This is a genomic window from Campylobacter concisus (assembly GCF_002092845.1).
Lineage (GTDB): Bacteria > Campylobacterota > Campylobacteria > Campylobacterales > Campylobacteraceae > Campylobacter_A > Campylobacter_A concisus_AQ.
Genome location: NZ_LVXF01000003.1, coordinates 1 through 26877, shown reverse-complemented (window position 1 = coordinate 26877; position 26877 = coordinate 1). Strand labels below are relative to the sequence as shown.

General features: G+C 37.0%; 27 protein-coding genes. 22 read left to right on the top strand and 5 right to left on the bottom strand.

What is annotated here, in order from left to right; translation table 11 throughout:
- Positions 1-20: 20 nt before the first annotated feature.
- From A3854_RS01825 to A3854_RS01780, 10 genes are all read left to right on the top strand, one after another.
- A complete protein-coding gene (locus A3854_RS01825) occupies positions 21-224 on the top strand; it encodes a flagellar biosynthesis anti-sigma factor FlgM (protein WP_072594307.1) in 204 nt (67 codons plus the stop codon).
- Positions 225-237: 13 nt separating this feature from the next.
- Positions 238-669, top strand: coding sequence for a flagellar export chaperone FlgN (gene flgN, locus A3854_RS01820; protein WP_021091397.1), 432 nt, complete (start codon positions 238-240; stop codon positions 667-669).
- A gap of 3 nt (positions 670-672) precedes the next feature.
- Complete coding sequence (flgK, locus tag A3854_RS01815; protein WP_084041072.1) at positions 673-2544, top strand: flagellar hook-associated protein FlgK; 1872 nt, start codon at positions 673-675, stop codon at positions 2542-2544.
- On the top strand, positions 2541-3308 hold the full coding sequence (locus A3854_RS01810) for a TIGR02757 family protein (RefSeq protein ID WP_084041071.1): 768 nt from the start codon (positions 2541-2543) through the stop codon (positions 3306-3308). Before flgK ends, A3854_RS01810 begins: the two co-directional genes overlap by 4 nt.
- A gap of 66 nt (positions 3309-3374) precedes the next feature.
- The gene (locus tag A3854_RS01805) at positions 3375-3911 is read left to right on the top strand and encodes a superoxide dismutase family protein (RefSeq protein WP_084041070.1); all 537 of its coding nucleotides are present in this window, start codon (positions 3375-3377) and stop codon (positions 3909-3911) included.
- Between the two features lie 154 nt (positions 3912-4065).
- Positions 4066-4827, top strand: a complete 762-nt coding sequence (locus tag A3854_RS01800) for a TSUP family transporter (protein WP_084041069.1) — start codon at positions 4066-4068, stop codon at positions 4825-4827.
- A gap of 65 nt (positions 4828-4892) precedes the next feature.
- Positions 4893-5576 (top strand): F0F1 ATP synthase subunit A, encoded by a 684-nt coding sequence (locus A3854_RS01795; RefSeq protein WP_084041068.1) that lies wholly within the window; start codon positions 4893-4895, stop codon positions 5574-5576.
- 163 nt (positions 5577-5739) lie between these two features.
- Positions 5740-7161, top strand: a complete 1422-nt coding sequence (gatB, locus tag A3854_RS01790) for an Asp-tRNA(Asn)/Glu-tRNA(Gln) amidotransferase subunit GatB (RefSeq protein ID WP_084041067.1) — start codon at positions 5740-5742, stop codon at positions 7159-7161.
- A gap of 12 nt (positions 7162-7173) precedes the next feature.
- Complete coding sequence (locus tag A3854_RS01785) at positions 7174-8064, top strand: NAD(P)H-dependent glycerol-3-phosphate dehydrogenase (protein WP_084041066.1); 891 nt, start codon at positions 7174-7176, stop codon at positions 8062-8064.
- Positions 8061-9116, top strand: a complete 1056-nt coding sequence (locus tag A3854_RS01780) for a glycoside hydrolase family 3 N-terminal domain-containing protein (RefSeq protein WP_084041065.1) — start codon at positions 8061-8063, stop codon at positions 9114-9116. Before A3854_RS01785 ends, A3854_RS01780 begins: the two co-directional genes overlap by 4 nt.
- An 80-nt stretch (positions 9117-9196) precedes the next feature.
- Here the strand turns inward: A3854_RS01780 and A3854_RS01775 are convergent, their stop codons facing one another.
- The 5 genes from A3854_RS01775 to rarD (A3854_RS01755) form a co-directional block, all read right to left on the bottom strand.
- Positions 9197-10390 carry an McrC family protein gene (locus tag A3854_RS01775; protein WP_084041064.1) on the bottom strand — a complete coding sequence of 398 codons (1194 nt, stop codon included), beginning with the start codon at positions 10388-10390 and terminating at the stop codon, positions 9197-9199.
- Entirely contained in the window at positions 10387-12084 is a 1698-nt protein-coding gene (locus A3854_RS01770; protein WP_084041063.1) for an McrB family protein, read from the bottom strand. Before A3854_RS01770 ends, A3854_RS01775 begins: the two co-directional genes overlap by 4 nt.
- Before the next feature lie 64 nt (positions 12085-12148).
- Complete coding sequence (locus A3854_RS01765) at positions 12149-12601, bottom strand: MmcQ/YjbR family DNA-binding protein (RefSeq protein ID WP_084041062.1); 453 nt, start codon at positions 12599-12601, stop codon at positions 12149-12151.
- Positions 12594-13448 (bottom strand): EamA family transporter RarD, encoded by an 855-nt coding sequence (gene rarD / locus A3854_RS01760; RefSeq protein ID WP_257639855.1) that lies wholly within the window; start codon positions 13446-13448, stop codon positions 12594-12596. Before rarD (A3854_RS01760) ends, A3854_RS01765 begins: the two co-directional genes overlap by 8 nt.
- A gap of 16 nt (positions 13449-13464) precedes the next feature.
- Positions 13465-14352, bottom strand: coding sequence for an EamA family transporter RarD (rarD, locus tag A3854_RS01755; RefSeq protein ID WP_021091407.1), 888 nt, complete (start codon positions 14350-14352; stop codon positions 13465-13467).
- A gap of 144 nt (positions 14353-14496) precedes the next feature.
- On the opposite strand from rarD (A3854_RS01755), the gene A3854_RS01750 reads away from it, so the two are divergent.
- The 12 genes from A3854_RS01750 to lpxD form a co-directional block, all read left to right on the top strand.
- On the top strand, positions 14497-15837 hold the full coding sequence (locus A3854_RS01750) for a class II 3-deoxy-7-phosphoheptulonate synthase (RefSeq protein ID WP_084041060.1): 1341 nt from the start codon (positions 14497-14499) through the stop codon (positions 15835-15837).
- Between the two features lie 23 nt (positions 15838-15860).
- Complete coding sequence (locus A3854_RS01745; protein WP_084041059.1) at positions 15861-16817, top strand: NAD(P)/FAD-dependent oxidoreductase; 957 nt, start codon at positions 15861-15863, stop codon at positions 16815-16817.
- 2 nt (positions 16818-16819) lie between these two features.
- The gene (locus tag A3854_RS01740) at positions 16820-19072 is read left to right on the top strand and encodes a vesicular transport factor Uso1p (RefSeq protein ID WP_084041058.1); all 2253 of its coding nucleotides are present in this window, start codon (positions 16820-16822) and stop codon (positions 19070-19072) included.
- Positions 19069-19776, top strand: coding sequence for a tRNA1(Val) (adenine(37)-N6)-methyltransferase (locus A3854_RS01735; RefSeq protein ID WP_084041057.1), 708 nt, complete (start codon positions 19069-19071; stop codon positions 19774-19776). The genes A3854_RS01740 and A3854_RS01735 overlap by 4 nt, the downstream gene beginning before the upstream one ends.
- Entirely contained in the window at positions 19773-20138 is a 366-nt protein-coding gene (locus A3854_RS01730) for a YkgJ family cysteine cluster protein (protein ID WP_021091298.1), read from the top strand. The genes A3854_RS01735 and A3854_RS01730 overlap by 4 nt, the downstream gene beginning before the upstream one ends.
- Positions 20117-21382 carry a tetratricopeptide repeat protein gene (locus tag A3854_RS01725; protein WP_084041056.1) on the top strand — a complete coding sequence of 422 codons (1266 nt, stop codon included), beginning with the start codon at positions 20117-20119 and terminating at the stop codon, positions 21380-21382. Before A3854_RS01730 ends, A3854_RS01725 begins: the two co-directional genes overlap by 22 nt.
- A complete protein-coding gene (gene trpC / locus A3854_RS01720) occupies positions 21379-22164 on the top strand; it encodes an indole-3-glycerol phosphate synthase TrpC (protein ID WP_084041055.1) in 786 nt (261 codons plus the stop codon). The genes A3854_RS01725 and trpC overlap by 4 nt, the downstream gene beginning before the upstream one ends.
- Positions 22164-22646, top strand: coding sequence for an HIT family protein (locus tag A3854_RS01715; RefSeq protein WP_084041054.1), 483 nt, complete (start codon positions 22164-22166; stop codon positions 22644-22646). The genes trpC and A3854_RS01715 overlap by 1 nt, the downstream gene beginning before the upstream one ends.
- A complete protein-coding gene (gene mnmH, locus A3854_RS01710) occupies positions 22633-23640 on the top strand; it encodes a tRNA 2-selenouridine(34) synthase MnmH (protein WP_084041053.1) in 1008 nt (335 codons plus the stop codon). The genes A3854_RS01715 and mnmH overlap by 14 nt, the downstream gene beginning before the upstream one ends.
- Before the next feature lie 270 nt (positions 23641-23910).
- Positions 23911-25605: an acetolactate synthase large subunit gene (locus tag A3854_RS01705; RefSeq protein WP_257639854.1), complete on the top strand. Its 1695-nt coding sequence runs from the start codon at positions 23911-23913 to the stop codon at positions 25603-25605.
- A gap of 2 nt (positions 25606-25607) precedes the next feature.
- The gene (gene ilvN / locus A3854_RS01700; protein ID WP_223154204.1) at positions 25608-26069 is read left to right on the top strand and encodes an acetolactate synthase small subunit; all 462 of its coding nucleotides are present in this window, start codon (positions 25608-25610) and stop codon (positions 26067-26069) included.
- Positions 26069-26877, top strand: an 809-nt coding sequence (gene lpxD / locus A3854_RS01695) for a UDP-3-O-(3-hydroxymyristoyl)glucosamine N-acyltransferase (RefSeq protein ID WP_084041051.1), incomplete at its 3' end; no start/stop codon positions are given. The genes ilvN and lpxD, both read left to right, overlap by 1 nt.

Genomic DNA, 26877 nt, shown 5'->3' with positions numbered 1-26877 from the left:
TTATTTTAAGAGGTATGAATATGATAAGGCCTTTGAACCAAAGACCAAATTTTCAGGCAAATACGCTAAATAAAAATAGCGATGCCAAGGTCGAAACTCAGAGTAAAGAAGTAAGAACAAACGAAAACGCAAAGCTAAAAGAGATAGCTGATGCCATAGCAAATGGCACTTATCAGGTTGATATCTCAAAAACGGCTAGGGCTGTGGCTGATGCGCTGCTGTAATTAAGGACTTTAAATGATAAAAAAGCTTTTGGACGAGGCTATAGGCGAGCTTGATGAGCTTATAAATTTAACTATACAAGATATCGCAAATATAAAAGAGGCAAAGCACTCAAGCGTTGATGAGAGTGTAAAGAAAAAAAATGCCTTAGTTCGTGCATTTGAAGATACCAAAAGAGCACTAGATAAAGAGCTTTTAAAGGTATCAAAAGAGAGCGGTACGACTACACTTGCTAGTGTTTTAGACGATGAAGTGAAATCAAAGCTTGTACTTATGCGTTCAAAGCTTGAAAATTTACATAAAGTTAATAAAGAATATGCAAGGCATGTCGTTGCTGTTAAAGAATTTTTTGACTCACTTAATGAAAAAATTTTTGGTACTAAAGCAAGTGAGTACGGCCAAGATGGAAACAGCATAGATAATAATTTTTATAAATCAAGGGTTTAAAAAATGGCTAATATCTTTATGTCATTAGGCACGGGTGTTTCGGGGCTAAATGCGGCCCAGCTTCAAATAAGTACAACCGGAAATAATATCGCAAATGCCGATAGCAACTACTATACAAGGCAGCGTGTTGTCCAATCTGCATCTCCAGCGATGAATACAGTCCCTGGCGGAGTTGGCACAGGTACACAAGTAGATACTATAACAAGACTTCATGATGAGTTTGCCTACTCAAGACTAAAATACTCATCGTCAAATTTAGAAAACACAGCCTATAAACAAAGAATTTTGCAAGAAGCTACAAAATATTTTCCTGATCTAAAAGATAATGGAATGGTAAAGGATATTCAGGAGTATTTTTCCGCGTGGAATAACTTTGCTTCAAACCCTAATGCAGGTGCTCAGAAAGTAAATTTGATAAATAAAGCAAGTGTATTGACTGCAAGTATCAACCGCTCATCAAAGATGCTTTATGATATGCATGAAAAGATTGATGAAACGATAAAAATAAATATAAATGAGATAAATTCTCTAGGCAGGCAAATAGCAAATATCAATAAGCAAATCCAAAGAATAGAATCAGGCGCGGACGCTGGTATAAAAATAAATGCAAATGATCTTCGTGATAAACGTGATGAGCTTGAGCTTGCTATGTCAAAGCTGGTAAATACAGCGGTTTATAAAAGCGATCTAAAGAGCAATTCTAGGGTAGATACAGGAATAACAGATCAAGGAAAATACTACAATCTAAACATTGGTGGCGTAAGTATCGTTGATGGTGTAAATTTTCATGAAATTTCTATGAGTTCAACCGAAAGTGGACGATATACAAAAATTTATTATGAAAGAGAAGATGGCAGAAGAATCCCAATGGAAGAAAAGATTACAGGCGGTAAAATCGGAGCTGCACTTGATCTTAGGGGTAGAAACTATGAGCTAGATAATGATAAATTTAGCGATGGAACGATCCAAAAATACATTGATAATTTAAATACATTTAGTAAAACCTTGATAACAAGTACAAATAATATCTATGCCGAATCTGCAGTTGAAATTTCTAACTCAGATCCGATAAGTTATTTAGAAGGCGATAAGACGTTGATGAATCATGATAATAGTATAAGAAACGGAAGTTTTGAAGCTATTGTTTATGATAACAAAGGTAATGTCGTTGCCAGAAAAACTATAAATGTAAATGGTACGACGACGATGAATGATACGAGATATGGCAACTCTATCGTCAAAGACTTTAACTCAAACTCAGATGACAATAAAGACAATAATATGCTAAATGACGTTGATGACTTTTTTGAGGCGTCATATTTTTATGATAAAAATACAAAAAAAGGCACATTTTCTCTCATTCCAAAACAAGCTCAAGGGCTTTATAGTATATCGATAGTCGATCACGGCACAAATTTCCCAGGTGCTGTTGGCATAAATAGATTTTTTTCAGGTACTGACTCAAATAGTATCGGCATAAATCAAAATTTTACCCAAGACCACACAAAGCTTCGTGCCTACTCAAAGCCAGTTATCGGAAATAATGAAGTTGCAAATAAAATGATCCAGCTTCAGTATCAAAAGCAGACCTTTTACTCAAGTGGTATAGCGCTTGATAGAGATGAGACGATCGAGGGATATTACCGTTATCTTACGACTGACATGGCGAGTGATACAGAGGCGAATAATACGATCCACGATACAAATACATCTTTGCAAAAGACAGCTGAAGAGGAATTTCAATCAACAAGTGGCGTAGATACGAACGAAGAGCTTACGAATTTGATCCGCTTTCAAGCAAGTTACGGCGCAGCGGCAAAGATCATCACAACAGTTGATCAAATGCTTGACACGCTTCTTTCATTAAAACAATGAGTGAGCTAAAGAGTCTTTTAGACTCACACGTACTTAGCAAAAATACAAATTTGGGGCTGTTTGAAGCCCCAGATCCACTTCAAGTAGCTACTAAATTTAAAGAGCCAAACATAGCGCTCATTTGTGCGTTATTTGCTTATGGTAACGCAAAAATGATAGTGAAATTTCTAAATTCGCTTAATTTTAGTTTGCTTGATGAGAGCGAGCAAAATATCAAGAAAAATCTGTCAAATTTCAAATACCGCTTTCAAAATGAAAATGACGTAAGAGAAATTTTTATCACTCTCTCACGCCTTAAAAAAGAGGGCGAGATAGAGGAAATTTTACACCAAGGTCTAGCAAAAAATGGCGAAATGATAGATGGCGTAAATGAACTTATCAAATTTATATATAAGCTAAATTCTTACCGCTCAGATGGATATGAGTTTTTCTTTGGTAAGAGTTTTGATAAAGAGCCACAAAGTCCATATAAACGCTATAATATGTATCTTCGCTGGATGGTAAGGGATAGTGATATTGACCTTGGACTATTTAAAAATTTGCCAAAAGATAAGCTTTTGATACCGCTTGACGTGCATACACATAGAGTTTCTTTAAATTTAGGACTTATAAACAGAAAGAGCTATGATTTCAAAGCAGTCATGGATCTTACAAAAAAACTTAGAGAATTTGACGAGTTTGATCCGATAAAATACGACTTTGCGCTTTATAGAATAGGGCAGAGCAAAGAGCTAGAAACTATCATAAAAAATCTTAATCAATAAAAATTATTGCTAAATTTTTAAATTTAGGGTAGACTTGCCATACAATTTTATCCATAAGGAGCTTGTATGAAAAAAATCGTTTTACTAAGTGCAGTTTTAGGAACTTTGCTTTTTGCTCACGAAGGTCATCACTTTGATGCAAAAGCTGGAGAGCATCTAGTTATACCTGTTAATGAACTAAGCGAGAAGGGCGATAAGAGTGTCGGCGAAGTAGTAGCTGTTAAGACAAACTACGGCGTTGCGTTTTTTCCAAATTTAAAAGGCCTTCCTGCAGGACTTCACGGCTTCCACATCCATGAAAATGCTGACTGTGGTGCGACTGAAAAAGGCCTTGGCATGAAAGCAGGCGGTCACTGGGATCCAGCTGGCACAAAAATGCACTCTTTTGCATGGGATGACAAAGGCCACAAAGGCGATTTGCCAGCACTTTATGTAGATGCTGAGGGCAATGCGAACTATCCAGTACTAGCTCCAAAGATAAAAAGTCTTGACGAGCTAAAAGGTCACTCACTAATGGTTCATGTTGGTGGCGATAATCACAGCGACAACCCAAAAGCACTTGGCGGTGGCGGTGCTAGAATGCTTTGTGGCGTTATTAAGTAGTCACTTTAATAAACGAGTCTTTGAGCTAGATCCAAAGGCTCGTTAAAATTTATAAATTTTAAAAATCCCTCATTTTAAATATAAAAAATTTACAAAAAGATAAGTACAAATAAAATACAATCTGCTTTTATTTCAATTATCAAAAGAGCAAAAAATGGAATTTGATCTACTTAGCTATGTCGTTTTTTTTGTAGCTGCGTTTTTAGGTGGTTTTATCGATTCTATCGCTGGTGGAGGTGGGCTTATAACGCTTCCAGCTATTATGGCGATGGGCGTGCCACCACACCTTGCACTTGGCACAAATAAGCTTCAAGGTGTCTTTGGTAGCTTTACAGCGACTCTAAATTTCACAAAACGGGGATTAATTAATTATAAAGAGTGCTTTGTAGGTATTGTTTTTACTTTTATTGGAGCTATCATTGGAGCAGTGGTTATCCTATTTTTAAATACAAATTTTTTAAAGATAATTATCCCATTTTTACTGATTGCTATTTTTATCTACACGCTTTTTATGCCAAAAGTCGGTGAAAATGATAGAGCTGCAAAGATGAATGAAAAGCTATTTTATGTAGTTTTTGGGCTAATACTTGGCTTTTATGATGGTTTTTTTGGCCCAGGAACAGGCTCTTTTTGGACATTTGCGATAGTGGCATTAATTGGGCTAAATTTAAAAAAAGCTGTCGCTCATACGAAACTCTTAAATTTTACTAGCAATATCGTTGCTCTTGGTATTTTTATAGCCGGCGGACAGATGCTTTGGGCTGTTGGACTTTTGATGGCAGTTGGTCAAATTTTAGGAGCATATTTTGGATCAAATCTTGTCATTAAAAAAGAGGTAAAATTTATTAGAACAATGTTTCTAGTGGTAGTAGCAGTGACCATTTGTAAATTGATTTTCGATTATTTCAGAGTTTAAAATTAAAAATGTTTTAACAATAATTTTGTTACAATCACGCAAAATTCTAAATCCAAGGTAAATTAATGAAAGATTTGTTTCTATTTTCAAATTTCCTAAATAGCTCCCACGCCTTTATATATGCGTTTCACTTTCTGCTTGTAGCTTTGATTGTTATCATAGTTGCTTATATAGCAAGGAGTAAGATGCAGCTTGTACCAAGAGGTCTTCAAAATATAGTTGAAGCTTATTTGGAGGGCGTTATATCGATGGGAAGAGATACTTTAGGCAGTGAAAAACTAGCTAGGAAATATCTTCCACTTGTTGCAACTATCGGTTTTATCGTATTTTTTTCAAATGTTGTAGGTATTATTCCTGGATTTGAGTCACCAACATCAAGTCTAAATTTAACTCTGGTTTTGGCTTTGGTTGTATTTATTTATTACAACTTTGAGGGCATTAGAAAAAATGGATTTTTTAAATACTTTGGACACTTTATGGGGCCGAATAAATTTCTAGCTCCTATTATGTTTCCAGTTGAAGTCATCTCGCATCTTTCACGTGTAGTTTCGCTATCATTTCGTCTTTTTGGTAATATCAAGGGTGATGATCTATTCTTGCTAGCAATGCTTACACTTGCACCTTGGTTTGCTCCACTTCCAGCTTTCGCACTTTTAACGCTTATGGCTGTTTTGCAAACATTTATTTTCATGATGCTAACTTACGTTTATCTAGCTGGTGCCGTTGCTATTAGTGAGCACGAGCATTAAAATTTAAAGCCATATTTTTATATGGCTTTTTCCTTTTTAAAACTATTTAAATTTTTAAATCACCTTTTTTATTTTCCAGTCAAAACGCTCATTTTTAGATATTTTAAAAGAAAGTATCGCTAAAATACGCCTTAAAAATTTGCATAAATTTAAAGGTAAAAATATGTTTGAAGTCGTTATTGGTTTAGAAGTTCACACTCAGCTTAATACAAAAACTAAAATTTTCTGCTCTTGCTCGACTAGCTTTGGCGACGAGGCAAATACTCACGTTTGTCCGACCTGCTTAGCTCTGCCTGGAGCGCTACCTGTGCTAAACAAAGAGGCTATAAAAAAGGCTATCAGCTTTGGCACGGCGATAAACGCTAAGATAAATAAAAAATCAGTCTTTAATAGAAAAAACTACTTCTATCCAGACCTTCCAAAGGCATATCAAATTTCACAGTTTGAGATCCCTATCGTAGAAGGTGGCGAGCTAATAATCGATGTAAATGGCATTAAAAAGCGTATCGGCGTAACAAGAGCGCACCTTGAAGAGGATGCTGGAAAGAACATCCATGAAGAAACCGAGAGTCTGGTTGATCTAAATAGAGCCGGCACACCACTTCTTGAGATAGTTAGTGAGCCAGATCTTAGAAGCAGTGATGAGGCGGTGGCTTATCTTAAAAAACTACACTCAATCCTTCGCTTTTTAAACATCAGTGACGCAAATATGCAAGAGGGAAGCTTCCGTTGCGACGCAAATGTCTCTATACGTCCAAAAGGCGACACTAAGCTTTACACAAGGGTTGAGATAAAAAATCTAAACTCATTTAAATTTATCCAAAAAGCGATCGATTACGAGGTGGAGCGCCAAAGTGCAGCTTGGGAAGATGGCAAATATGACGAAGAGGTTTATCAAGAGACAAGGCTGTTTGACACGACAAATTTAGTGACAAGATCTATGCGTGGCAAAGAGGATAGTGCGGAGTATAGGTACTTTCCTGACCCTGATTTGCTGCCTGTTGAAGTGTCAGAGCAGATGTATAACGAAGCGATAAAAATTCCAGAGCTTGCCGAACAAAAGGTAGCAAGATACGTTAGCGAGCTAGGCGTAAAAGAGAGTGATGCGCTAAATTTAACTCAAAGCGTTGAGATGGCTAGATATTTTGAAGAGCTGATCGCCGCTGGAATTCAGCCAAAGCTTGCTACTACATGGCTAATAGTCGAGCTTCTTGGCCGCTTAAATAACGGCGTAACGATCGAGACAAGCCCAGTTAGCAGCGCTAAGATGATAAATTTACTAAAGCGCATAGAAGATGGAACGATAAGCGGCAAGGCTGCAAAAGAGGTGCTAGACTATCTAATGGAAAATGATGCGGACGTCGATAGTGTCATCGAAAAACTTGGCTTGAAACAAGTGAGCGACGACTCAGCGATCATCGCGATCATAGATCAAATTTTAGCTGCAAATGCCGATAAAGTAGAAGAGTATAAAAACGGTAAAGATAAGATGTTTGGTTTTTTTGTCGGTCAGGTGATGAAAGAGGGCAAGGGTGCCTTTAATCCAGGCAAGGTCAATGAGCTTTTAAAGGCCAAAATAGGCTAAAAAAGGGCTAAAATGAGTATAGCAGTCATCGGAGCTGGCAAGTGGGGCAGTGCGCTTTTTTACGCATTTAGCGAAAATAATGAGTGTGTTATCAGCTCAAGAACGCCAAGAGAGATGCCAAATTTTGTAAGCTTGGATGAAGCTTTGGAGTGCGAATACCTAGTTTGCACGATCCCAACGCAAGCTACAAATTTATGGCTAAAGCAAAACTACAAAAACAAAGGTCAAAAGATCCTAGTCGCTAGCAAGGGCATAGACACGGCAAATCTTAAATTTTTAAATGAAATTTACGAGGATTTTGTTGATAGAGAAAATTTAGCCTTTCTTTCAGGGCCGACCTTTGCAAAAGAGATCATGCAAAAGCTGCCTTGCGCCTTGGTGGTAAATTCTAAAAACCAAAATTTAGCTTCAAAATTTGCCTCATTTTTCCCAAGCTACATGAAAGCATACACCTCTGATGACGTGATCGGTGCTGAAGTGTGCGGGGCGTATAAAAACGTGATCGCCATAGCTGGCGGCATCTGTGACGGCCTTGGTCTTGGCAACAACGCAAGAGCAAGTCTCATTTCACGTGGGCTTGTCGAGATGGCTAGATTTGGCAAATTTTTTGGCGCAAAAGATGAGACATTTATGGGGCTAAGCGGTGCAGGCGATCTTTTCTTAACCGCTTCATCGATACTCTCGCGCAACTACCGCGTAGGTCTTGGCATCGCAAGACACGAGAGATTAGAAAAAATTTTAAATGAGCTTGGCGAAGTGGCAGAGGGCGTCGATACTGCAAGGGCTATTAGCAAGATCGCTAAAGAGAGAGGTATATATGTCCCAATTGCTAGCGAGGTTGAAAATATGCTAAATGGCAAAGATGTTTTTGAGAGCGTAAAATCACTTTTGGGAAGAAGATGAAAGCTTTAAAATTTATATTTTTTGTAGCCATTTTTGCTCTGGAGCTTAATGGCGTAGAAGTGAGCCTAAGAGCTAAGGTCTCGCAGATGATAATGGTTGGCTTTAATGGAGCTAGCACAAAGGATGCTGTATTTCGTGCGATGCTAAGCGACGCTGGATACGAGAGATTTGGCGGAGTAATGCTACTTGGCAGAAACATCACCAACAAAGCCCAGCTAAAAGCAAGCATAAAAGCTATCAAAGAAAAAAGCCCTAAAATTTTCATCGCCATAGACGAAGAGGGCGGCAATGTAAGCCGTATGAAGGATAAGAGCTTTGATGGCCCATATCCTAGTGCATACGAGGTCGCAAGTACGCTTGATATCAAAAGCGCATATGATCTCTACTCAAAAATGGCTATAAATTTAAAAGAGTGCGGTATAAATCTAAATTTTGCCCCAGTGGTCGATCTACACGACGAAAACTCGCCGATCATCGCCGCTAAACAAAGGGCGTTTAGCGAGTATGCAAGCAAGGTAGTGATCTATGCTGATGCTTTTATGGACGCATTTAAAGAGCAGGGCATTTTAACGACACTTAAGCACTTTCCAGGGCATGGCAGCTCAAAAGAGGACTCGCATAAAAATAAGAGCGAGGTCACGCTAAGCAAGGATGCGCTGCTACCATATAAAGACGCCATAAGCACTGGTAGAGCGCAGATCATCATGATCGGACACCTTTTTGTAAAAGGCATCGACGAGGACAATCCAGCCACACTTTCTAAAAAAATAATAACCGATATGTTACGAAATGAACTTAAATTTAATGGCGTGGTTATCAGCGATGATATGCTGATGAAAGGCGTTGGCGACCATGCTTTGGCGCAAAAGGTGGTGAAATTTATAAACGCTGGAGGCGATATCTTACTTTTTAGCGAGTTTAAGATAAACAACCAAAGAACGGCCGATCTAGTCGCTCAAATCATAGTCGATGCAGTAAACGAGAAAAAGATCAGCAAAGAGCGAATCGATGCTTCATATAAGAGGATAATGGCTCTAAAAGCGAAGCTTTAATGGTTGCTCTGATGAGTTGCAATCCACTTATTAAGAAATAGAAAATTAGAGTGGAATTTTAAGAGACTTTAAAAAGTACTTTAGACTAGTAAATTTCTAGCAATCTCGTCTTTTTCTAAATCAAAGTATAAAACATTAAGCCACATATTGTTTTCATATCTAAATTTCATAGCTTTTTGGTCAACACCACTTATTCTTGGGTAGACAAGATAAAGCCTACCACACTCGTATTTCTTACCGTAAGCGTAGAGTTGATATAGGTCGGCTTGTGAGATATCATCTTTTGACTTTACGATCTTCCATTTTGTGTCGGCTATAAATTTATCTTCTAAAAATATATCAGGCCTTAGTCTAAAGCTCTTTGGATTTTCTACGAGGTGCTTTTCGGAGTGTTGCAGTATGACGCCGGGAAGCTTTTTCTTTATAAAATTTCCAACATAGCTTTCAAAGAGTGCATTCATGTCAAACAGCAAAGCAAAAGCCACATCGTTACCTCTATACGGACTAAACGACTTATTTTGTAAAAATATCTTACTCCATAAAAGCGCTTGCTCATAGTGTTTTGTTTGGCGATTTAGTTTTAACCGGCTAAAGTCCGCGTTTATATCAGAGCTAGATGAAATTTCATCAAAAATAAATAAATATTCCCTGATAAGCCGTTGATTTCTGCTTGATTTTGAGCGCCTGTATAAAAACTCGAGCGTACTTTTTATGAGGCGACTTTCGGCTCTATCTATGGAAAATTCCTGATAGTAAACGTAAAATCTCTCTTTATGCACGATATTTTTACGTATTTGCTCCGAGATTTTTAGCTTTCCTTTTAAAAATTTTAGATTATCTTCCAGTTCCACATAGTCGCTTTTTATGCCTATTTTTATGAGTTTTGATACTTCATCTAGGAACATCGATATAAAAATTTCAAAAAGCGGTAAATTTAGGCTTTTTAAATTTGCTATGTTTATATTTTTAAATGGATGGTTTTTTAAAGTTTTTAACATTCTCAGTAAAATTCTTTTAGAATTTTCTACCGCTTCTTTATTGCTGCCATTGTCGTTATCATGGATTTTTGGAAGTATCTCAAGGCTATCGCCGCTTTTTGTCTGGATGATACCGACGTAGTTTTGAGCTTGTAAAAAATCGCCCTTTTTGTCTCTACCGGGCTTTAAAAACTCTACTGTGGCAAAATTTTCTCTAGTAAAGTTATCTACGGCTTTAAATAGGTCTTGGTCGTCTTCCGGGCGAAATTTTTCAAACTCTATTAAGTATTTGGTCATTGCTCTTGCGTTTTGTTTTGTTCGTAAATTTTTATATAACTTTGAGGGTTGTTGAAAGTTTCTTGATCGCTTATCTCATATAGTACTTTATCGTCTATATCGTCGATTTTTAGTCCAAATAATTCTTTTGTAGCCATATTTTTCTTGATTTTAACAAACTGAAGATCTTTGTTTTTCTGATTATCTCCTAGCACTAGCCTTATCTTTTCCCAATCGTCATAAAAATACTCTTGCAGTAGCGGTAAAATTTTGTTTTTAAAGACATTTGCAAGCGTTTCCATGTCTGACACATTTATAAAATAAGCATGTCCTATCGTGTGGTCTCTGTCGTAAAGATACTCTATGCGTTCGTTTATCGTTTTTAGCATTTGTCCGATATCTATGCCAGCAACTTCTTTTAGATTATTGTATTCTGGCATCATCTCCACAAATTCAAACCTTCTTCTAAGTGCCGTATCCATAAGGGCTATGCTGCGATCCGCCGTATTCATCGTGCCTATTATATATAAATTTGACGGCACTCCAAATTTTTCTTTTGAGTATGGTAGCTCCACCATTATCTCATCAGTCGCTCCGAGCCTTTTTGACGGCTCTATAAGAGTTATGAGCTCCCCAAAAATTTTAGAGATATTTCTGCGGTTGATCTCGTCGATAAAGATGGCATATTTTGGTGTGTTTTCATTAAAAAACTTTTGTCGCTCATATTTTGGCATATCGCAAAAATCCCTAAGTTTGCCCTTATAATTACTAAGAAGCAAAGCATTTTCGCAGCACTGATAAAAAATTCCTTTTGATATTTCATAAGTTATATCGCCATCTTCGTTTTCACTATCAAATAGAGGCTTTATGCCCTCAACAAATTCCTCATATCCATAGCTTTGGTGAAATGTTATAAATTTTATTTGTCTACTTCGTATATATTCATCAAATTTATTTTTTAGATCATTTCTGTTTTCGCTTATATCAACTTTTCTTTCTTCTATTATCTCAATAGCCTTTACTACTGTGGTGTATGTCTTTCCAGTTCCTGGAGGGCCATATAAAATTTGATTAAGGGGATAAGTTAATTTTTTGTCATTATCGGTCATTTTATATCCTTCATTATCGCTATTATTATGTTGATTGTTTTCTATATTTTTATAAAATTTGTCATATGCTAGCTGATATATATTTGTTAGCGCTTTGAGTAAGCTTGTGTAGTCTAGAGCTGTAAATGTTTCTATATTTTCTATGGCAAAAAATATATTTTTTTCAAATTCAAATTCAAATTTATCAAGTTTAAAACCATCGATATGTATCTTTTTGCATTCTGACTCCAAGAAGTTATATATTTCATCTTTTAGTTTTTCTTCTGCATCGCTTAGTTTTGTATCAATTAGTCCTATGGATATATAAAAATTACTTGGTTTTGCTAAAACGGCAAAATAAATAACCAAATGAGATTCGTTTTTAAAGGGCTTATATCTATTCCATATATATTTTGAAATGTTTCCGCTATTTTGCCACTTCCCATGATCTACGGTTTCAAAGCCATTAAATATATTATTAGAAAAAATTTTTAAATTTTCACAAAAATTACTTAATTTGCGGCGTGTTGTTTCGTCGTTTTTGCGATAAGTTATATCTTGAGCGTATCTATTTGTAAAATACTTAAACCCTTCTAAAATTTTATTTTTTAAATCATCGTTTATCATATTCCTCTCCTGTAGTTTTTGATTGCTCACATTATTCTATAGCTTATACTTTTTAAGTATCTTTTTACAACCCATCAAATTCTTTTTTTAGTTCGTCTCTTAGCTCTTCAGCTCTATCTTCGCCGTTTTTAAAATTTATCTTTATAAAGCCATCAAGCTCGTCCAAGATCGCAAAGAGTTCGCTCTCCCAGCTTAAATTCTCTTGCTTTGATAAAGTTTCTAATTTTTCTCTTATTTGCTCTAGGGCATCTAATGCTTTATCTTTTTCAGACTCACTATTTAACGCATTTTCAAATAAAATATCTTGCCTTAAAGCGTTTATTTTTTTAAATATTACGTTGCAAAATTTTGGATATTTCTCAGCATTGCTTAAATTTTCTAAAACCTCTTGTGTGGCCTTTTGATAGGCTGGCACCGCCCCCTCTTCGTCGAGCTTTCTAGTTAGTTTTTGTATCTGAAAATATAAAATAAGCGCTGCAAAGAACGCAAGCAGCAAATAAATCGTCACATTATTCATTTTTACTCCTTTTTCTAAATTTATCTATGCTAATTATCGCAAGTGCCAGCCAGATCATACAAAACGAGATGACCTTGTAGCCGTCTAAATTTTCGCCGTAAATGAAGACCGCACAAAGGATCGCGATGGTCGGCGAGATGTATTGCAAATAGCCAATCGTTGTTAAATTTATCCTTGTTGCCGCTGCGTTAAAAGCGACAAGTGGCACGATGGTTACGATGCTTGAAGCAATCATTAAAAGTGAGTCTTCATTTAGTCCAAAGTGGCTTTTATCTAAAAATGCTATGTAAAGGACGTAAGCAAGTGCAAATGGGAACATAAAAAATGTCTCTATAAAAAGCCCGTTAAATGCGCTAATCTTTGCCATCTTTCTAACTGCTGCGTAAAATCCAAATGAAAGTGGCAAAATAATGGAAACTAATGGCAATCCACCTTGGGCATAAATTTGTACACTAATGGCTAAAACGACTATACAAATGGCTAAAATCCCGCTTTTATTTAGCCTTTCTTTAAAGATGATAACGCCAAGGAGCATGCTTATTAGTGGATTTATAAAATAGCCCAAGCTTGTGTCAAGAATTTTTCCATTGCTAACCGCATAGACATAAACGCCCCAGTTTGTGGTGATAAATATGCCACTCAAAAATAAGGTTTTTAGCGAACGAATATCTTTAAGTAAAGTAAAAATTTCTCCCATTCTGCCACTAAAATAAAGCACTCCAGCCATTAAGAAAAATGACCAAATGACTCTGTGGGCTAAAATTTCATAAGCATCGACATCTTTGCTAAAGAGGTTGAAATAAACCGCCAAAAACCCCCACATAAAAAAGGCGCTAAGCGCGAGAATAACGCCTTTTTGGCTCTCATTTAGTCTTGGTATTTTTGTCGCCTTTTATAGAATTTATACTATCTATCATCAAAAGTGTGACCGAGATGGCTAGGCAGATCATTAAAAAGTATGAGCTTTTCTCCAGTCTCTCGCCGATAGCAAATGAGACAAAAAGCATCATTATAGGCTCAAAATATGTAAGCAAACCTAGTACATTTATCGGCACGAGCGTGCTTGAGAGGATCTGGGCGATGAGGGCTATGCCGCTGATAGCACCAAGCAAGATGAGCAGATAGTAGATGTTTGGATTTTGGCTCATCACGTAGTTCATATCGGCTGTGAGCGCAAAATAAAATGAGAATAAAAACATAAAAATTATCTCTATAACAAAGCTTGAGAAATTTGCAAGGTTGTAGTACTTTCTAATGGCAAAATAGACTGGATAAAGGCAAAAAACTACAGCGCTCTCCCACGAGATGCCGCCGCTTAGTATAGCTGTGCTAAAGACGCCAAGGGCTGCAAAAAATATCGAGGCTAGCTTTGTTTTAGAGAGGTGCTCTTTAAAAAATATCCGTCCAAAAAGGACCATGACTATTGGCATGATGAGGTAGCCGATAGAGACTTTTAGCGCTGATCCGTTGCTTGGAGCCCAGAGATAGAGCCACATCTGAAATGAGACAATGAGCGAGGTAGCTAGTAAAACTAGTAAAATTTTAGGTTTTAGCTTTATTTTTAGAAGTAAAAATTTGAAATTTCGCTGCTGTTTTAACAAAAAAATGGCTGCGATGACAAAAGGCATGGCAAAGATCATGCGGTATCCAACAAGAGCTTGCGTGCTGATGGGGTTCATGAGCACTGACATGTAGTAGATGCAGTTAAACAAAACAGATGCCAAAAGCGAATAAAATATGCCTTTTATCATGAAAAAATTCTGCTCCTTTTTGGGTAAATTTAAAGTAGCGATTGTAGGCAAAATATCTTTAATAGCCCATTAATGGCTTTTATTTTTTAAGTTTGCCGTGATATAATCAGCGTCTAATTTAAGGCAAAAAAGATAGGAAAATAAATGACTTGGAACCGCGATAGCTGGAGAGAATTTAATATCTTGCAACAACCAAATTATCCAGATTTAAAAGAGCTTAAAGAGGTCGAAGAAAAATTAAAATCGCTTCCTCCTTTGGTCTTTGCTGGCGAGGCTAGAAGTTTAAAAGAAGAACTTGCAAAAGTTTGTAATGGCGAGGCATTTTTGCTTCAAGGTGGCGACTGCGCTGAGAGCTTTACAAATTTTAATGCAAACAACATCAGAGATATGTTTAAGGTTTTACTTCAAATGGCGATAGTTTTAACCTTTGCTGGTGGCTATCCAGTAGTAAAAGTGGGCCGCGTGGCAGGGCAGTTTGCAAAGCCTAGGAGTAGTGATTTTGAAGAGGTAAATGGCATTAAGCTTCCAAGCTATAGAGGCGACATCATAAATGGCTTTGAATTTGACGAAAAGGCAAGAGTACCTGATCCAAAACGCATGATAGAGGCATATTATCAAAGCGCATCTACGATGAACTTACTTAGAGCCTTTTCAAGAGGTGGTTTGGCCGACCTTCATCAAGTGCATAAGTGGAATTTAGGCTTTGTTAAAAAGCCAGAGATCGGCGAGAAATACGCAAAATTAGCTGATGAGCTAACAAAGACGCTTTCTTTTATGGCAGCTTGTGGCATCACTTCAGCAAATACGCCAGTCATAAATCAAACCGCGGTTTATACATCTCACGAGGCACTTTTACTACCTTATGAAGAGGCATTGACTAGGGTTGATAGTCTTAGCGGTGAGTGGTACGACTGTTCGGCTCATATGCTTTGGATAGGTGAGAGAACACGTGGTATAAACGACGCTCACGTACATTTTTTAAGTGGTGTGAAAAATCCTATCGGTGTAAAGATCGGACCAAGTGCAAAGGCTGAAGATGTCGTCGCACTTGCAAATAAACTAAATCCAGAAAATGAAGCTGGTAGACTAAATGTGATAATCAGAATGGGCGCTGACAAGATAGGCGAAAATTTACCAAAAATTTTAAGAGAGCTAAAGCGAGAAGGGCTAAATATCGTTTATAGCATCGATCCGATGCATGGCAACACTGTAAAAACATCAAATAACTACAAAACCAGAGAATTTGACAAGATAATAAGCGAAGTTAGAAGCTTTTTTGAAATTCACAAAGCTGAGGGCACAAGAGCTGGTGGCGTGCATCTTGAGATGACAGGTCAAGATGTGACTGAGTGCACGGGTGGGGCATTAAACATAACTGAAAGTTCGCTTGAGCAAAGATATGAAACACAATGTGACCCAAGGCTAAATGCTGATCAGGCACTTGAGCTTGCATTTTTGATGGCTGATCTAGTTAAAAAAGCTTAAATTTATAAAATTTGGAGAAGAAGATGGTAAATGTTTATGACTTAATCGTTGTTGGTGGCGGACCCTGTGGAATTGCTAGCGTAGTTGAGGCAAAAAGAAATGGCTTAAATAATGTTTTGCTTCTTGAAAAAGGCGATAATCACAGCCAAACGATAAGAAAATTTTATAAAGATAATAAACGCGTAGATAAAGAGTATAAAGGGCAAGATAGTACGATACATGGCGTAGTTTCATTTGAGGATGGCACGAAAGAGAGTACGCTTGATTATTTTGATAAGCTACTTGATACTGAAAAGATTGAAGCTTTTTTTAACTCTGAAGTAGAGAGTGTGAAAAAAGATGGAGAAATTTTTAAAGTAACTACCTCAAAAGCCGTCTATGAAGCTAAAAATGTGATGATATCAATTGGCAAAATGGGACGACCAAATAAGCCTGATTATAAAATTCCGCCTTCACTAAACGCGGTTGTAAATTTTAACCTTGATAGCTGTACGAACGGCGAAAAGGTGCTTGTCGTAGGTGGTGGAAACTCAGCAGTTGAGTATGCGATCGAGCTTTGCCAATACAATAAAACCACAATCGCTTATAGAAAAGATAATTTTAGCCGCGTAAATGAGACAAATTTAAGCGCGCTTTGGGAGCTAGAAAAGCACGGTAAGATAAAAGTTAGACTAAATCACGATATAAAAGAGATAGATAACGAATCAGGCAAAGTTAGAGTGCATTACGAAAATGGCAAAATTCGCGTTTATGACAGAGTTGTCTATGCAATAGGTGGCTCAAGTCCGGTTGATTTTTTACAAAAATGTCAGATAAAAATTGATGAAAAAGGCACTCCAATAGTTGATAGCAACTACCAAAGTAGCGTGCCAGGACTTTATGTGGGCGGTGACATCGTGCTAAAAAATGGTGGCTCAATAGTCGTTGCTCTAAATCACGCTCATCACGTCATAAAAGACATTTTAAAGGGCAAGGTATAAGCTTGATAAATAAAATTTTACTAGCTATTTTTTGTTTGATAGTTGGCTTTTGCCTATCGTTTTTTAAATCTCCAAAAGAAGATGAAGCGCCAAAAGATACTAATCAAACGATTTATTCTATAAATTTTGACAATTTGCCAGAAGAAGAGAGACAAAAGTACATCAGCAAAGATGATCTTTACGAATATGGTGGATATATAACTCCAAAAAGCTATATCCAAAATTTTACTGAAACGAACGATCAAAATTTATCAAATGATGTAAATGAACTTCAAGAACAAGTTCGTGAGCTAAGTAAAAAAAATAAAATTTTAGCTACTGATAATGTCGATATCAGCGAGAAAAATTTAGACTTTATAAGCAAAATTTCAGAGATGAAAAAAAATATCGAAAATGAAAAAAATGAGATAGTTGAGAAAAATCAAAAGACACTAGGCGAGCTTGAAGCGCAACACTTTGAAAATATACAAACTCTCACAAAACGGCTAAATGAAGCTCAAGCTGATATGATTGAGAGCTCAAAAGCCTATGAAAAAAAGATAATAGACCTTGAAAATGCGATAAATGAGGCAAAAAATGGCGATGAAAGTAAGGTAAAAGATATCGAAGCAAATTTTGCTAAATTTAAAGAGATGGCTGAGGCAAATTACACAGCTTTAAAAGAGCAAAATATAGAGCTAAATACGACACTGGCTCAAAAAGACGCGCTAATAAAAGAGTACGAAAATACTCAAAATGAAAAAGATAAAAACGAAAAAAGAGAAATTTTGCTTTTAAAAGAGGAGATTGAGCGAGCAAAGAGTGATGCTAAGACACAAAAATTTAGCTACGAAAAAGAGATAAATGCACTAATTGATGGCTTTGAAACGCAAAAGAGTGTTATGGAGGATGAGCTTTCCAAAAAGGCAAATAAGATAATTGATCTTGAGGAGGCTCTTGAGTCAAGCAAGACTGCCTTAAAAGATAGAATTTATGAACTTGATGAGATAAAGAAAAATTTAAACTCAAAAGATTTGGCAGTTGAGAACTATAATGGTAAAAATTTAGAGCTAAACGCCTCTCTTGCGGCACTTCATAAAAGTTTTAATGATCTAAAAGAAAAAAATCTTAAAAGCGAGCAGGAAAATAAACTCGCAAATGAAAATATAAATTTGCTTAAAAAAGAGCTTGAACGGATAAATTTGATAAACAAAAAGCTAGAGAAGCAAAATTTAGATGCAAATGCAAGTCTAAGTGAGCTAAATAAAAAGCTAAATTTAAGTGAAGAGAGCTTTAAAAATGCACGAGATGAGCTAAAGACGCTTGATGCAAAGACGAATAAATTTTTAAAAACTTTGTTTGAGCAAAATCAAACTATCTCTTTGCAGACTCAAAAGCTTGGTTTAAATGACAGTGAGTTAAAAAATTTAAGTGCAAAGATAAACTTAAAAGATGAAAAGATAAAAGAGCTAGAAAATAATCTCACGCGAACAAGTCAAATGCTAGCAGCAAAGCAAAGTGAGCTAGAAGCTCAAAAAAGGACGCTAAAGATCGATATGCAAAATTATGAAATTTTGCGTCAGCAAATAAATATTTTGCAAAAAAAGATAGCCGATACGTCGGCTCTTTTTGCTGATAGTAATAAAAGTGGTGGTAAAAATTTACTAAGCTTACAAAATGAGCTAGAGAGTGCAAAACATAAGTTAAACGAGAGCAATAAGACGATTGAAAGGTTAAATTCTAAAATAAACGAACTTAGCTCATCTAGCGCAAAAGGAAGTCCAGTAAATGCCAAAATCATCGAACTTCAAAAAGATATCGAGCAAAATTTAAATAGGCAAGATGAGCTTGAAAATGAAAATGTGAATTTAAAAAGTATCTTACAGGCGACAACTAAACCAGAGACGCCAACAAAGCTAGTTTTGATCTCTAGCCTTGAGTGTGATGACATGGACGCAAAAGATAAGATTAGCGTGATGTGTAAGAATAGAGTGAGCGAATTTTTGCAAAGATTTAACTCAAACTACCTTTATGAGATAATTCCGATCGTAGATAAGAAAAATTTTGTCATCCCATCAAATGTGGCTCAAAGCATCAAAAAAGATGATCTTGGCAGGCTAAACAACTATGTAAATTATGGCGTTGGTAAAGAGCGCGCAAAGGCAGCAGCCGAGCTTATAAAAGAGGAATTTGGCGATTTTGCAAGGATCAGCTTTAGCTCAGAAGTGATCGTGAAAGATGTCACGCGCGGCTTTATTATCAAGGTTTATAGATGATCTTGGCTCAGCTAAAAAGTGGCTATCGCTACAACAGCGATACGCTGGTACTTTATGATTTTATAAGCTCAAGTTTGAAAAATTTTTCAGGCAGGATTTTAGACGTTGGCGCAGGATGTGGGATACTTGGGCTTTTGCTTAAACGCGACTTTAAAAATTCTAGCCTAAGCTTGCTTGATATCTTGCAGATAAATGGTGAAATTTCTAAATTTAATGCCAGCCAAAATAACCTGAAAGCAGAAATTATAAATACTGACTTTGCAAAATTTAAAGATAGCGAGAAATTTGACCTCATCGTATCAAATCCTCCATTTTATCACGAGGGTACGAAACAAAGCGAAGATGAGCATATAAAGGCTAGTAGATACACAAGCTCTTTGGATTTAAAAGACTTTATAAAAGCTATAAGTGTAAATTTAAAGCCTCACAAAAGGGCATTTTTTTGCTATGCACCTGATGATCTTGGTCAGATTGTAGCGTGCCTAAAAGAGTTTAAGCTAAATTTAGTAAGCCTAAAATTTATTCATACAAAGGCTGATAAACCAGCAAATTTGGCCCTGTTTGAGGTAAGAAATAATTCAAACTCAAAGCTAAAAGTTTTGCCGCCTTTAGTGATGAGTGAAAATGGCTCGCATACAAAAGAGGCGATTGAAATTTTTAAAAAAGCTGATACAAACAGCGTTGATTATCAGGAGCTAGCGTGAGAGTGCAAGGCTTTAGCTATGAGTTTGATGCCAGCTTTTGCGAGAGCTGTGGCGGCAAGTGTTGCACGGGAGAGAGTGGCTACATTTGGATAAACGAAGAAGAAATTTCAAAATTTTGCACCGCATTTCATATGAGTAAAGATGAGTTTGAAAAGCAGTTTTTAATAAGAGTTGGGCTAAGGTGTAGCATAAAAGAGAAGCCTTATGAAGATGGCTTTGCTTGTGTATTTTTTGATGAAAAAAATAAAAACTGCTCAGTTTATGAGCTAAGGCCACAGCAATGTAGGACTTTTCCGTTTTGGAATTATTTTAAAAAAAATTTAAAGGAGCTAAAAGCAGAATGCATTGGCGTAAAATTTTAGTATTTTTTATGAGCGTATTTTTTAACTCGCAGCTACTTTTGGCTGACGATAATAAAAGTATAAATTTACGCCTAATGCAAGCTTTATTGTTTCAAGATAGCGGAGATGTGAATGCTAGCATTCAAGCTTACTCAAACATTTTTAAAGATACAAATCAAAAAGCTTATTTAAAAGAGGCGATCAAACTCGCCTTTGCTACAAAAAATGAAAATTTAGACGCTTTGATAAGTGAAGGCGAAAAAAGCTTAAAAGACGACAGCGATTTTATCCGTATAAAGGTGGCAAATTTAGTAAATCTTTCAAAGCTAAATGAGGCTAAAAGTTTAATGCAAGAGCTTGCCACAAAAGAGCCAAATGCCCAAAATTTACTCATGCTTGGCACTATTTGTATGATGCAAAATGAAACAACGACTGCGCTAAAATACTTTGAAGAGGCATACTCGCTAAAGCAAGAAGAAGAAAATTTGCTCCGTATCGTTGATATTTTGATAAATCGCATGGATAAGATAAAAGACGCTACAAAATATCTTGAAAAATTTAGAGATGAACAAGGCTGCACGCTAAAGACTTGCGAGCTTTTGGCTGAAATTTACTCCCAGCAAAGAAATTTCCCAAAGGTGATCGAACTCTTTGAGGAGCTCTATGAGCTAAGTCACGACACTTCGTATATTGATAAGATCGTGCAGTTTTTTATCTATGATAAAAATTACAAAGCAGCAATTGAAATTTTAAAAAAATATAGCTACAACGATATGGCGCTTATGGATCTTTATGCGGCGACTAGTAATTTTGGTGATGCATATATACTTGCTGTTAAAATTTATAACGATAGCAGGGATTTAAATTTTTTAGCAAAAGCCGCGATTTACGAATACGAGATGAATAAAGACAACTTGAACGAACAAAAAATGGCTGAAATTTTAGATAAATTTGAAGCTAGCGTGCCAAAACTAGAAAATGATATGTTTTTTAACTATTATGGCTACTTGCTGATAGATCATGATATAGATCCTAGAAAGGGTATAGAGCTTGTGCAAAAGGCACTTGCTATCTCGCCTGAGTCGCCTTATTATGAGGATTCGCTAGCGTGGGGATATTTTAAGCTTGGTGAGTGCAAAAAGGCAAAGGGCATTATACAGCACGCGATGAAAGATATTGATTTTAGAGCTTCAAAAGAGGCAAAAGAGCATTTGCACCTAATAGAGCGCTGTATAATAAATCTAAATAAAAGGCTTAAAAAATGATACTTGATGAGATAATTAAAAAAACTAAAGATGATCTTGAAAAAAGAAAAGCAGACTTCCCTGAGGAGTGGCTTGGTCGCTCGCTCGCGTACAATCCATACGTGCCAAGAGATGTTTTAAGTGCGCTTAGAGCAAGTCAAAACGAGCCTATAAAAATCATAGCTGAGATTAAAAAAGCAAGCCCAAGTAAGGGCGTGATAAGAGAGGATTTTGAGCCTATAAAAATCGCTCAGGAATACGAGCCATACGCAAATGCCTTTAGTATTTTAACTGAGCCACATTGGTTTAAAGGTAGCATCGAGTATATCACTCAAGTTAGGCGCTACGCATCAAGGCCGATCCTTAGAAAAGATTTTATCGTTGACAAGTATCAAATTCTTGAAGCTCTTGTTTATGGGGCGGATTTTATCTTGCTCATCGCAAAAGCGTTAACTCAAAATGAGCTAAAAGAGCTTTTAGACTACGCTCATCATTTAGGTCTTGAAGTTTTGGTTGAAACTCACGACGCGAGTGATGTGAAAAAGGCTATCTTTGCAGGAGCAAATATAATAGGTATAAATCATAGAAATTTAGATGATTTTACGATGGATATGAGCCTTTGTGAGAAGCTCATACCACTTTTGCCAAATGGCAAGATAATAGTCGCTGAAAGCGGGCTTTACGAGCATGAACAGCTTAGAGAGCTAAGCAAAATAGGCGTAGATGCTTTCTTGATAGGAGAGCATTTTATGAGGCAAGACGATATAAAAAATGCCGTCAAAAAGATAAAGGAGGGCGAGTAATGCAGCACCTTTGTGCCCCTTGGAGAAGCGAATACTTTAGCGCTAAAAAAGATAGCTGTGTTTTTTGTGATGTTATAAACTCAGATGATGATGATAAAAATGGTGTGCTTTTTCGAGCTAAACATTGTTTTGGGATTATGAATTTATATCCGTATTCTCCAGGGCATTTTATGATAATACCAAATCAGCATACCGACAAGATCGAAGAGCTTGATGAGCAGACTTGGTTTGAGATGAGTAAATTTGTAAGGCTTGGAGTTGAAATTTTAAAAAAAGAGCTTTATGCTAATGGCGTAAATATAGGTATGAATTTAGGCAAGGCCGCAGGAGCTGGGATAGCTGAGCATGTGCATTATCACCTTGTGCCAAGGTGGAATGGTGATACAAATTTTATAACCACCATCTCTGATGTTAGAGTAAATGGCACGCCATTTCATCCGCTTTTTGAGAAACTAAAAAAGGCATTTAGTGCCGTTATTTGAGCTTGATGCAGAGCAGTGGCTAGAGAAAAGAAGCTCTTTTGAAATTTTAATAGACGCAAGATCGCCACATGAATTTTTATATTCACACATAAAAGATGCCATAAATTTATATGCTTTAAATGATGCGGAACATAAAGAGGTAGGCACGATCTATAAAAGCGATAGATTACTTGCAAAGAGTCTTGGGGCAAAGTATATCTGCAAAAATTTACAAAATATCATTGATGAGGTTTATAAAAGAGCTAAAGTTGGTTCAGCTATTGGCATCTACTGCGCTAAAGGCGGGCTTAGATCAAATTCTGTTGGCTATGTTCTAAGCATGATAGGATATAGAGTTTTTAGACTTAGTGGTGGCTATAAAGCTTATAGAAATCATGTTTTAGAATTTCTAAATCGACCTTTAAGCACGAAATTTATCACTCTTTTTGGCAATACTGGCTGCTACAAAAGTAAGCTAATAAGGGCTCTAAACCCGTCAATAGATCTTGAAGCTATGGCAAATCATTTAGGCTCTGTCTTTGGGGCTATAAATGGCGCGCAGCCAAGCCAAAAAAGCTTTGAAGATGCGTTGTTTGAAAAGCTCATCACGCTAAAAGATAAAATTTGCTTTATTGAGGGTGAGAGCAGAAGAATAGGCTCGTTAAGTTTGCCAAAAAGTCTTTATGAGGCGATGCGTAGTGGCATAAATGTCGAAGTAAGTGCAAGTTTAGAAAAAAGAATTTCTTGTATAGTAGATGACTATAAAAGTGTGGATAAAGCTTTTTTTGACGAGTGTATGAAGAAAATTTCACCATTTATCGATAAAAAAGCTAGAGATGAAGCTGTGGCTAAATTTAATGAAAATGACATTGCTAAAGTAGCTGAAATTTTACTCACAAAATACTACGATAAAGTCTATAAGAAAAATGAAAATATTAATATTTTTATAAATTCTGATGACTTTGACGAAGCCGTTAAAAAGCTAAATGATATAAAAAATGAAGCAAAATTTTAGGCTTATTTTAATTAAAAAATTAAGCCAAAAATTTATACAAATGAGTTTTAGCTCTTAAAATTTTATAGTCTTTGCTCACTTAAATTTATCAATTTTACTAAAAATAATATGTTTAATTTTATGTAAAATATTTTGTATTATTCTTTTAAACTGGTTAAAAATTTTTCAATAAAATCAAAGCAATACCTAAAATTCGCTAGAAAGTTAAAATGGATTTAAAATGCTTTGGGATATAATCTGCGATAAATTTATCAAAAGGCTAAAGTGATGATAAAACAGATTTCTGGTTCACAGATGATAAGCGAGGCCTTGCACGAAGAGGGCGTTGAGATAGTTTTTGGCTATCCTGGCGGTGCAGCTTTAAATATCTACGACGAGACATATAAACAAACTTATTTTAAGCACGTTTTGGTTCGCCACGAGCAAGCAGCCGTTCATGCGGCCGATGGATACGCTAGGGTTAGTGGTAAAGTTGGCGTTGCTTTTGTGACAAGTGGCCCTGGCTTTACAAATGCAGTCACTGGCCTTGCAACAGCTTATAGCGATAGTATTCCGATCGTGCTTATAAGCGGTCAAGTACCAACATTTATGATCGGTACAGATGCTTTTCAAGAGATCGATGCAGTCGGTATTTCACGCCCCTGTGTTAAGCATAACTTTTTAGTTAATAGCGTCGAAGAGCTACCTCGTATCATAAAAGAGGCCTTTTATATCGCAAGATCAGGCCGTCCAGGACCGGTTCATATCGATATCCCAAAAAATATCACATCAAGGCTTGGTGACTTTGTCTATCCAAAAGAAATTTCTATCCCAAGCTACAAGCCAACCTATAAAGGCAACTCAAAACAGATAAAAAAAGCAGCAGTTGCGATAAATGAAGCTAAAAGGCCGCTTCTATACATCGGTGGTGGCGCGGTCGCATCAAATGCAAGCGAGATTATACGTAAATTTATGAAAAAAACTGGCATCCCAGCGGTTGAGACGCTTATGGCTCTTGGCGTGCTTGATGCAAAAGATGAGCTAAATTTAGGCATGGCAGGCATGCATGGTAGCTACGCTTCAAATATGGCACTTAGTGAGTGTGACCTTCTCATCTCGCTTGGAGCTAGATTTTGTGACAGGATCACTGGCAGGACGGATGAGTTTGCCAAACATGCAAAGATAATTCACATAGATATCGATCCAAGCTCCATCTCAAAGATCATAAACGCTCACTATCCGATAGTTGGTGATCTTACAAACGTGCTAACTGAGCTTTATGAAGAAGTCAATGCAAAGCCTGAAAACTACGCACCTTGGAGAGAAATTTTAGATAGATATTCTAAACTAAATCCACTTGGCTACACAGATAGCGACAAGGTCTTAAAGCCACAATGGGTCATCGAAGAGACCGCAAAGATAGCAGGAGCTGATGCAATAATCTCAACAGATGTCGGTCAGCACCAAATGTGGGTGGCGCAGTTTTATCCGTTTAACCGAGCAAGGCAGCTTGTCACAAGTGGTGGACTTGGCACAATGGGATACGGCCTCCCTGCAGCGATCGGCGCAAAATGTGCAAAACCAGACAATCTTGTTATAAATTTTACAGGCGATGGCTCAATACTTATGAATATCCAAGAATTAATGACTGCTCATGAGATAAATATGCCCGTTATAAACATCATTTTAAACAACAACTTCTTGGGCATGGTTCGTCAGTGGCAGACATTTTTCTATGAAAAACGCTACTCATCGACTGATCTTAGCTTGCAGCCTGATTTTGTAAAGATTGCTGAGGGATTTGGCGGAGTTGGTTTTGTTTGCAAGAGTAAGGATGAGTTTAGAAAGGCTTTAAAAGAAGCGATCGATAGCAAAAAATCAGCGATGATCGACGTTAGGATCGACCGCTTTGAGGATGTGCTTCCTATGGTTCCAGCTGGAGCTGCGATTTATAATATGATATTAAAGAGCAAGGAAGAAAAATGAGTATCAGAAGAACGATTTCGGTTATAGTTTTAAATGAACACGGCGTTTTGGCTAGAATTTCTGGGCTTTTTGCGGGCAGGGGCTACAACATCGATACGCTCACCGTTGCTCCAATACCTGAGAGCAACTTCTCAAGGCTAAGTATCGTAACAAGTGGCGACGAGAGAGTTTTAGAGCAGATCGTAAAACAGCTTCACAAACTAATACCAACATATAAAGTCATAGAAAGTGGCGAATTTGTCGAAAAAGAGATGGCTCTTGTGAAAATCCCACTTGGCGAAAATTTCGCCGGCCTTGAGGCGATACTAAAGTCGTACAACGGTATCGTTACAAATACAAACGAAAACTACATCGTTGTCATGGTGGCTGACGATGCGAGTAGGATAGAAAGCTTTTTAAAATCGATAAAGAAATTTAACCCAGTTGACGTCGTACGCGGCGGATCTGTGATAATGGATATATGATGAAACTAAGTGAAATAGCCTTAAAAGTAAATGCTACTTTTAGTGGAGAAGATATAGAAATTTTTGCTCTAAATTCTTTAAAAAATGCAAATAAAGCTGAGCTAACATATTGCGACGGCGAGAAGAATGCAAAATTTATAAGTACGTCAAACGCTGGAGCCATCTTGGTGACAAAATCGCTTTTAGACTTGGTGCCAGCTGGTATGGTCGCACTTGTGTGTGATAACCCGCACCTTGCATTTGCCTTGCTTAGTAAAGATTATGCTAAGCCACTTTTTTGCGAGCCAAAGCCATCAAATATCGCCAAGAGTGCAAAGATAATGCCAAATGTCTATATCGGCTCAAATGTGAGCGTAGGCGAAAATACGGTAGTAATGGCTGGGGCATTTTTGGGCGATAATGTGACTATCGGCAAAAACTGTATCATCCACCCAAACGTCGTCATCTATAATGACTGCGTCATCGGCAACGAGTGCCACCTGCTAGCAAACTGCGTCATCGGTAGCGACGGCTTTGGCTATGCGCATACAAAAACTGGTGAGCATGTGAAAATTTACCACAATGGCAATGTGGTTTTAGGCGATTTTGTCGAGATCGGTGCTTGCACGACTATAGATCGTGGCGTTTTTGAAAGCACGATGATCGCAAACTACACAAAGATAGACAATCTCGTTCAAATAGGCCACAACTGCGAGCTTGGAAATGGCTGCCTAATCGTCTCACAAACTGGCCTTGCTGGCTCAACAGTACTAGGCAGAAACGTCGTTATGGGCGGACAAAGCGGCTCAGCTGGTCATGTAAAAGTGGG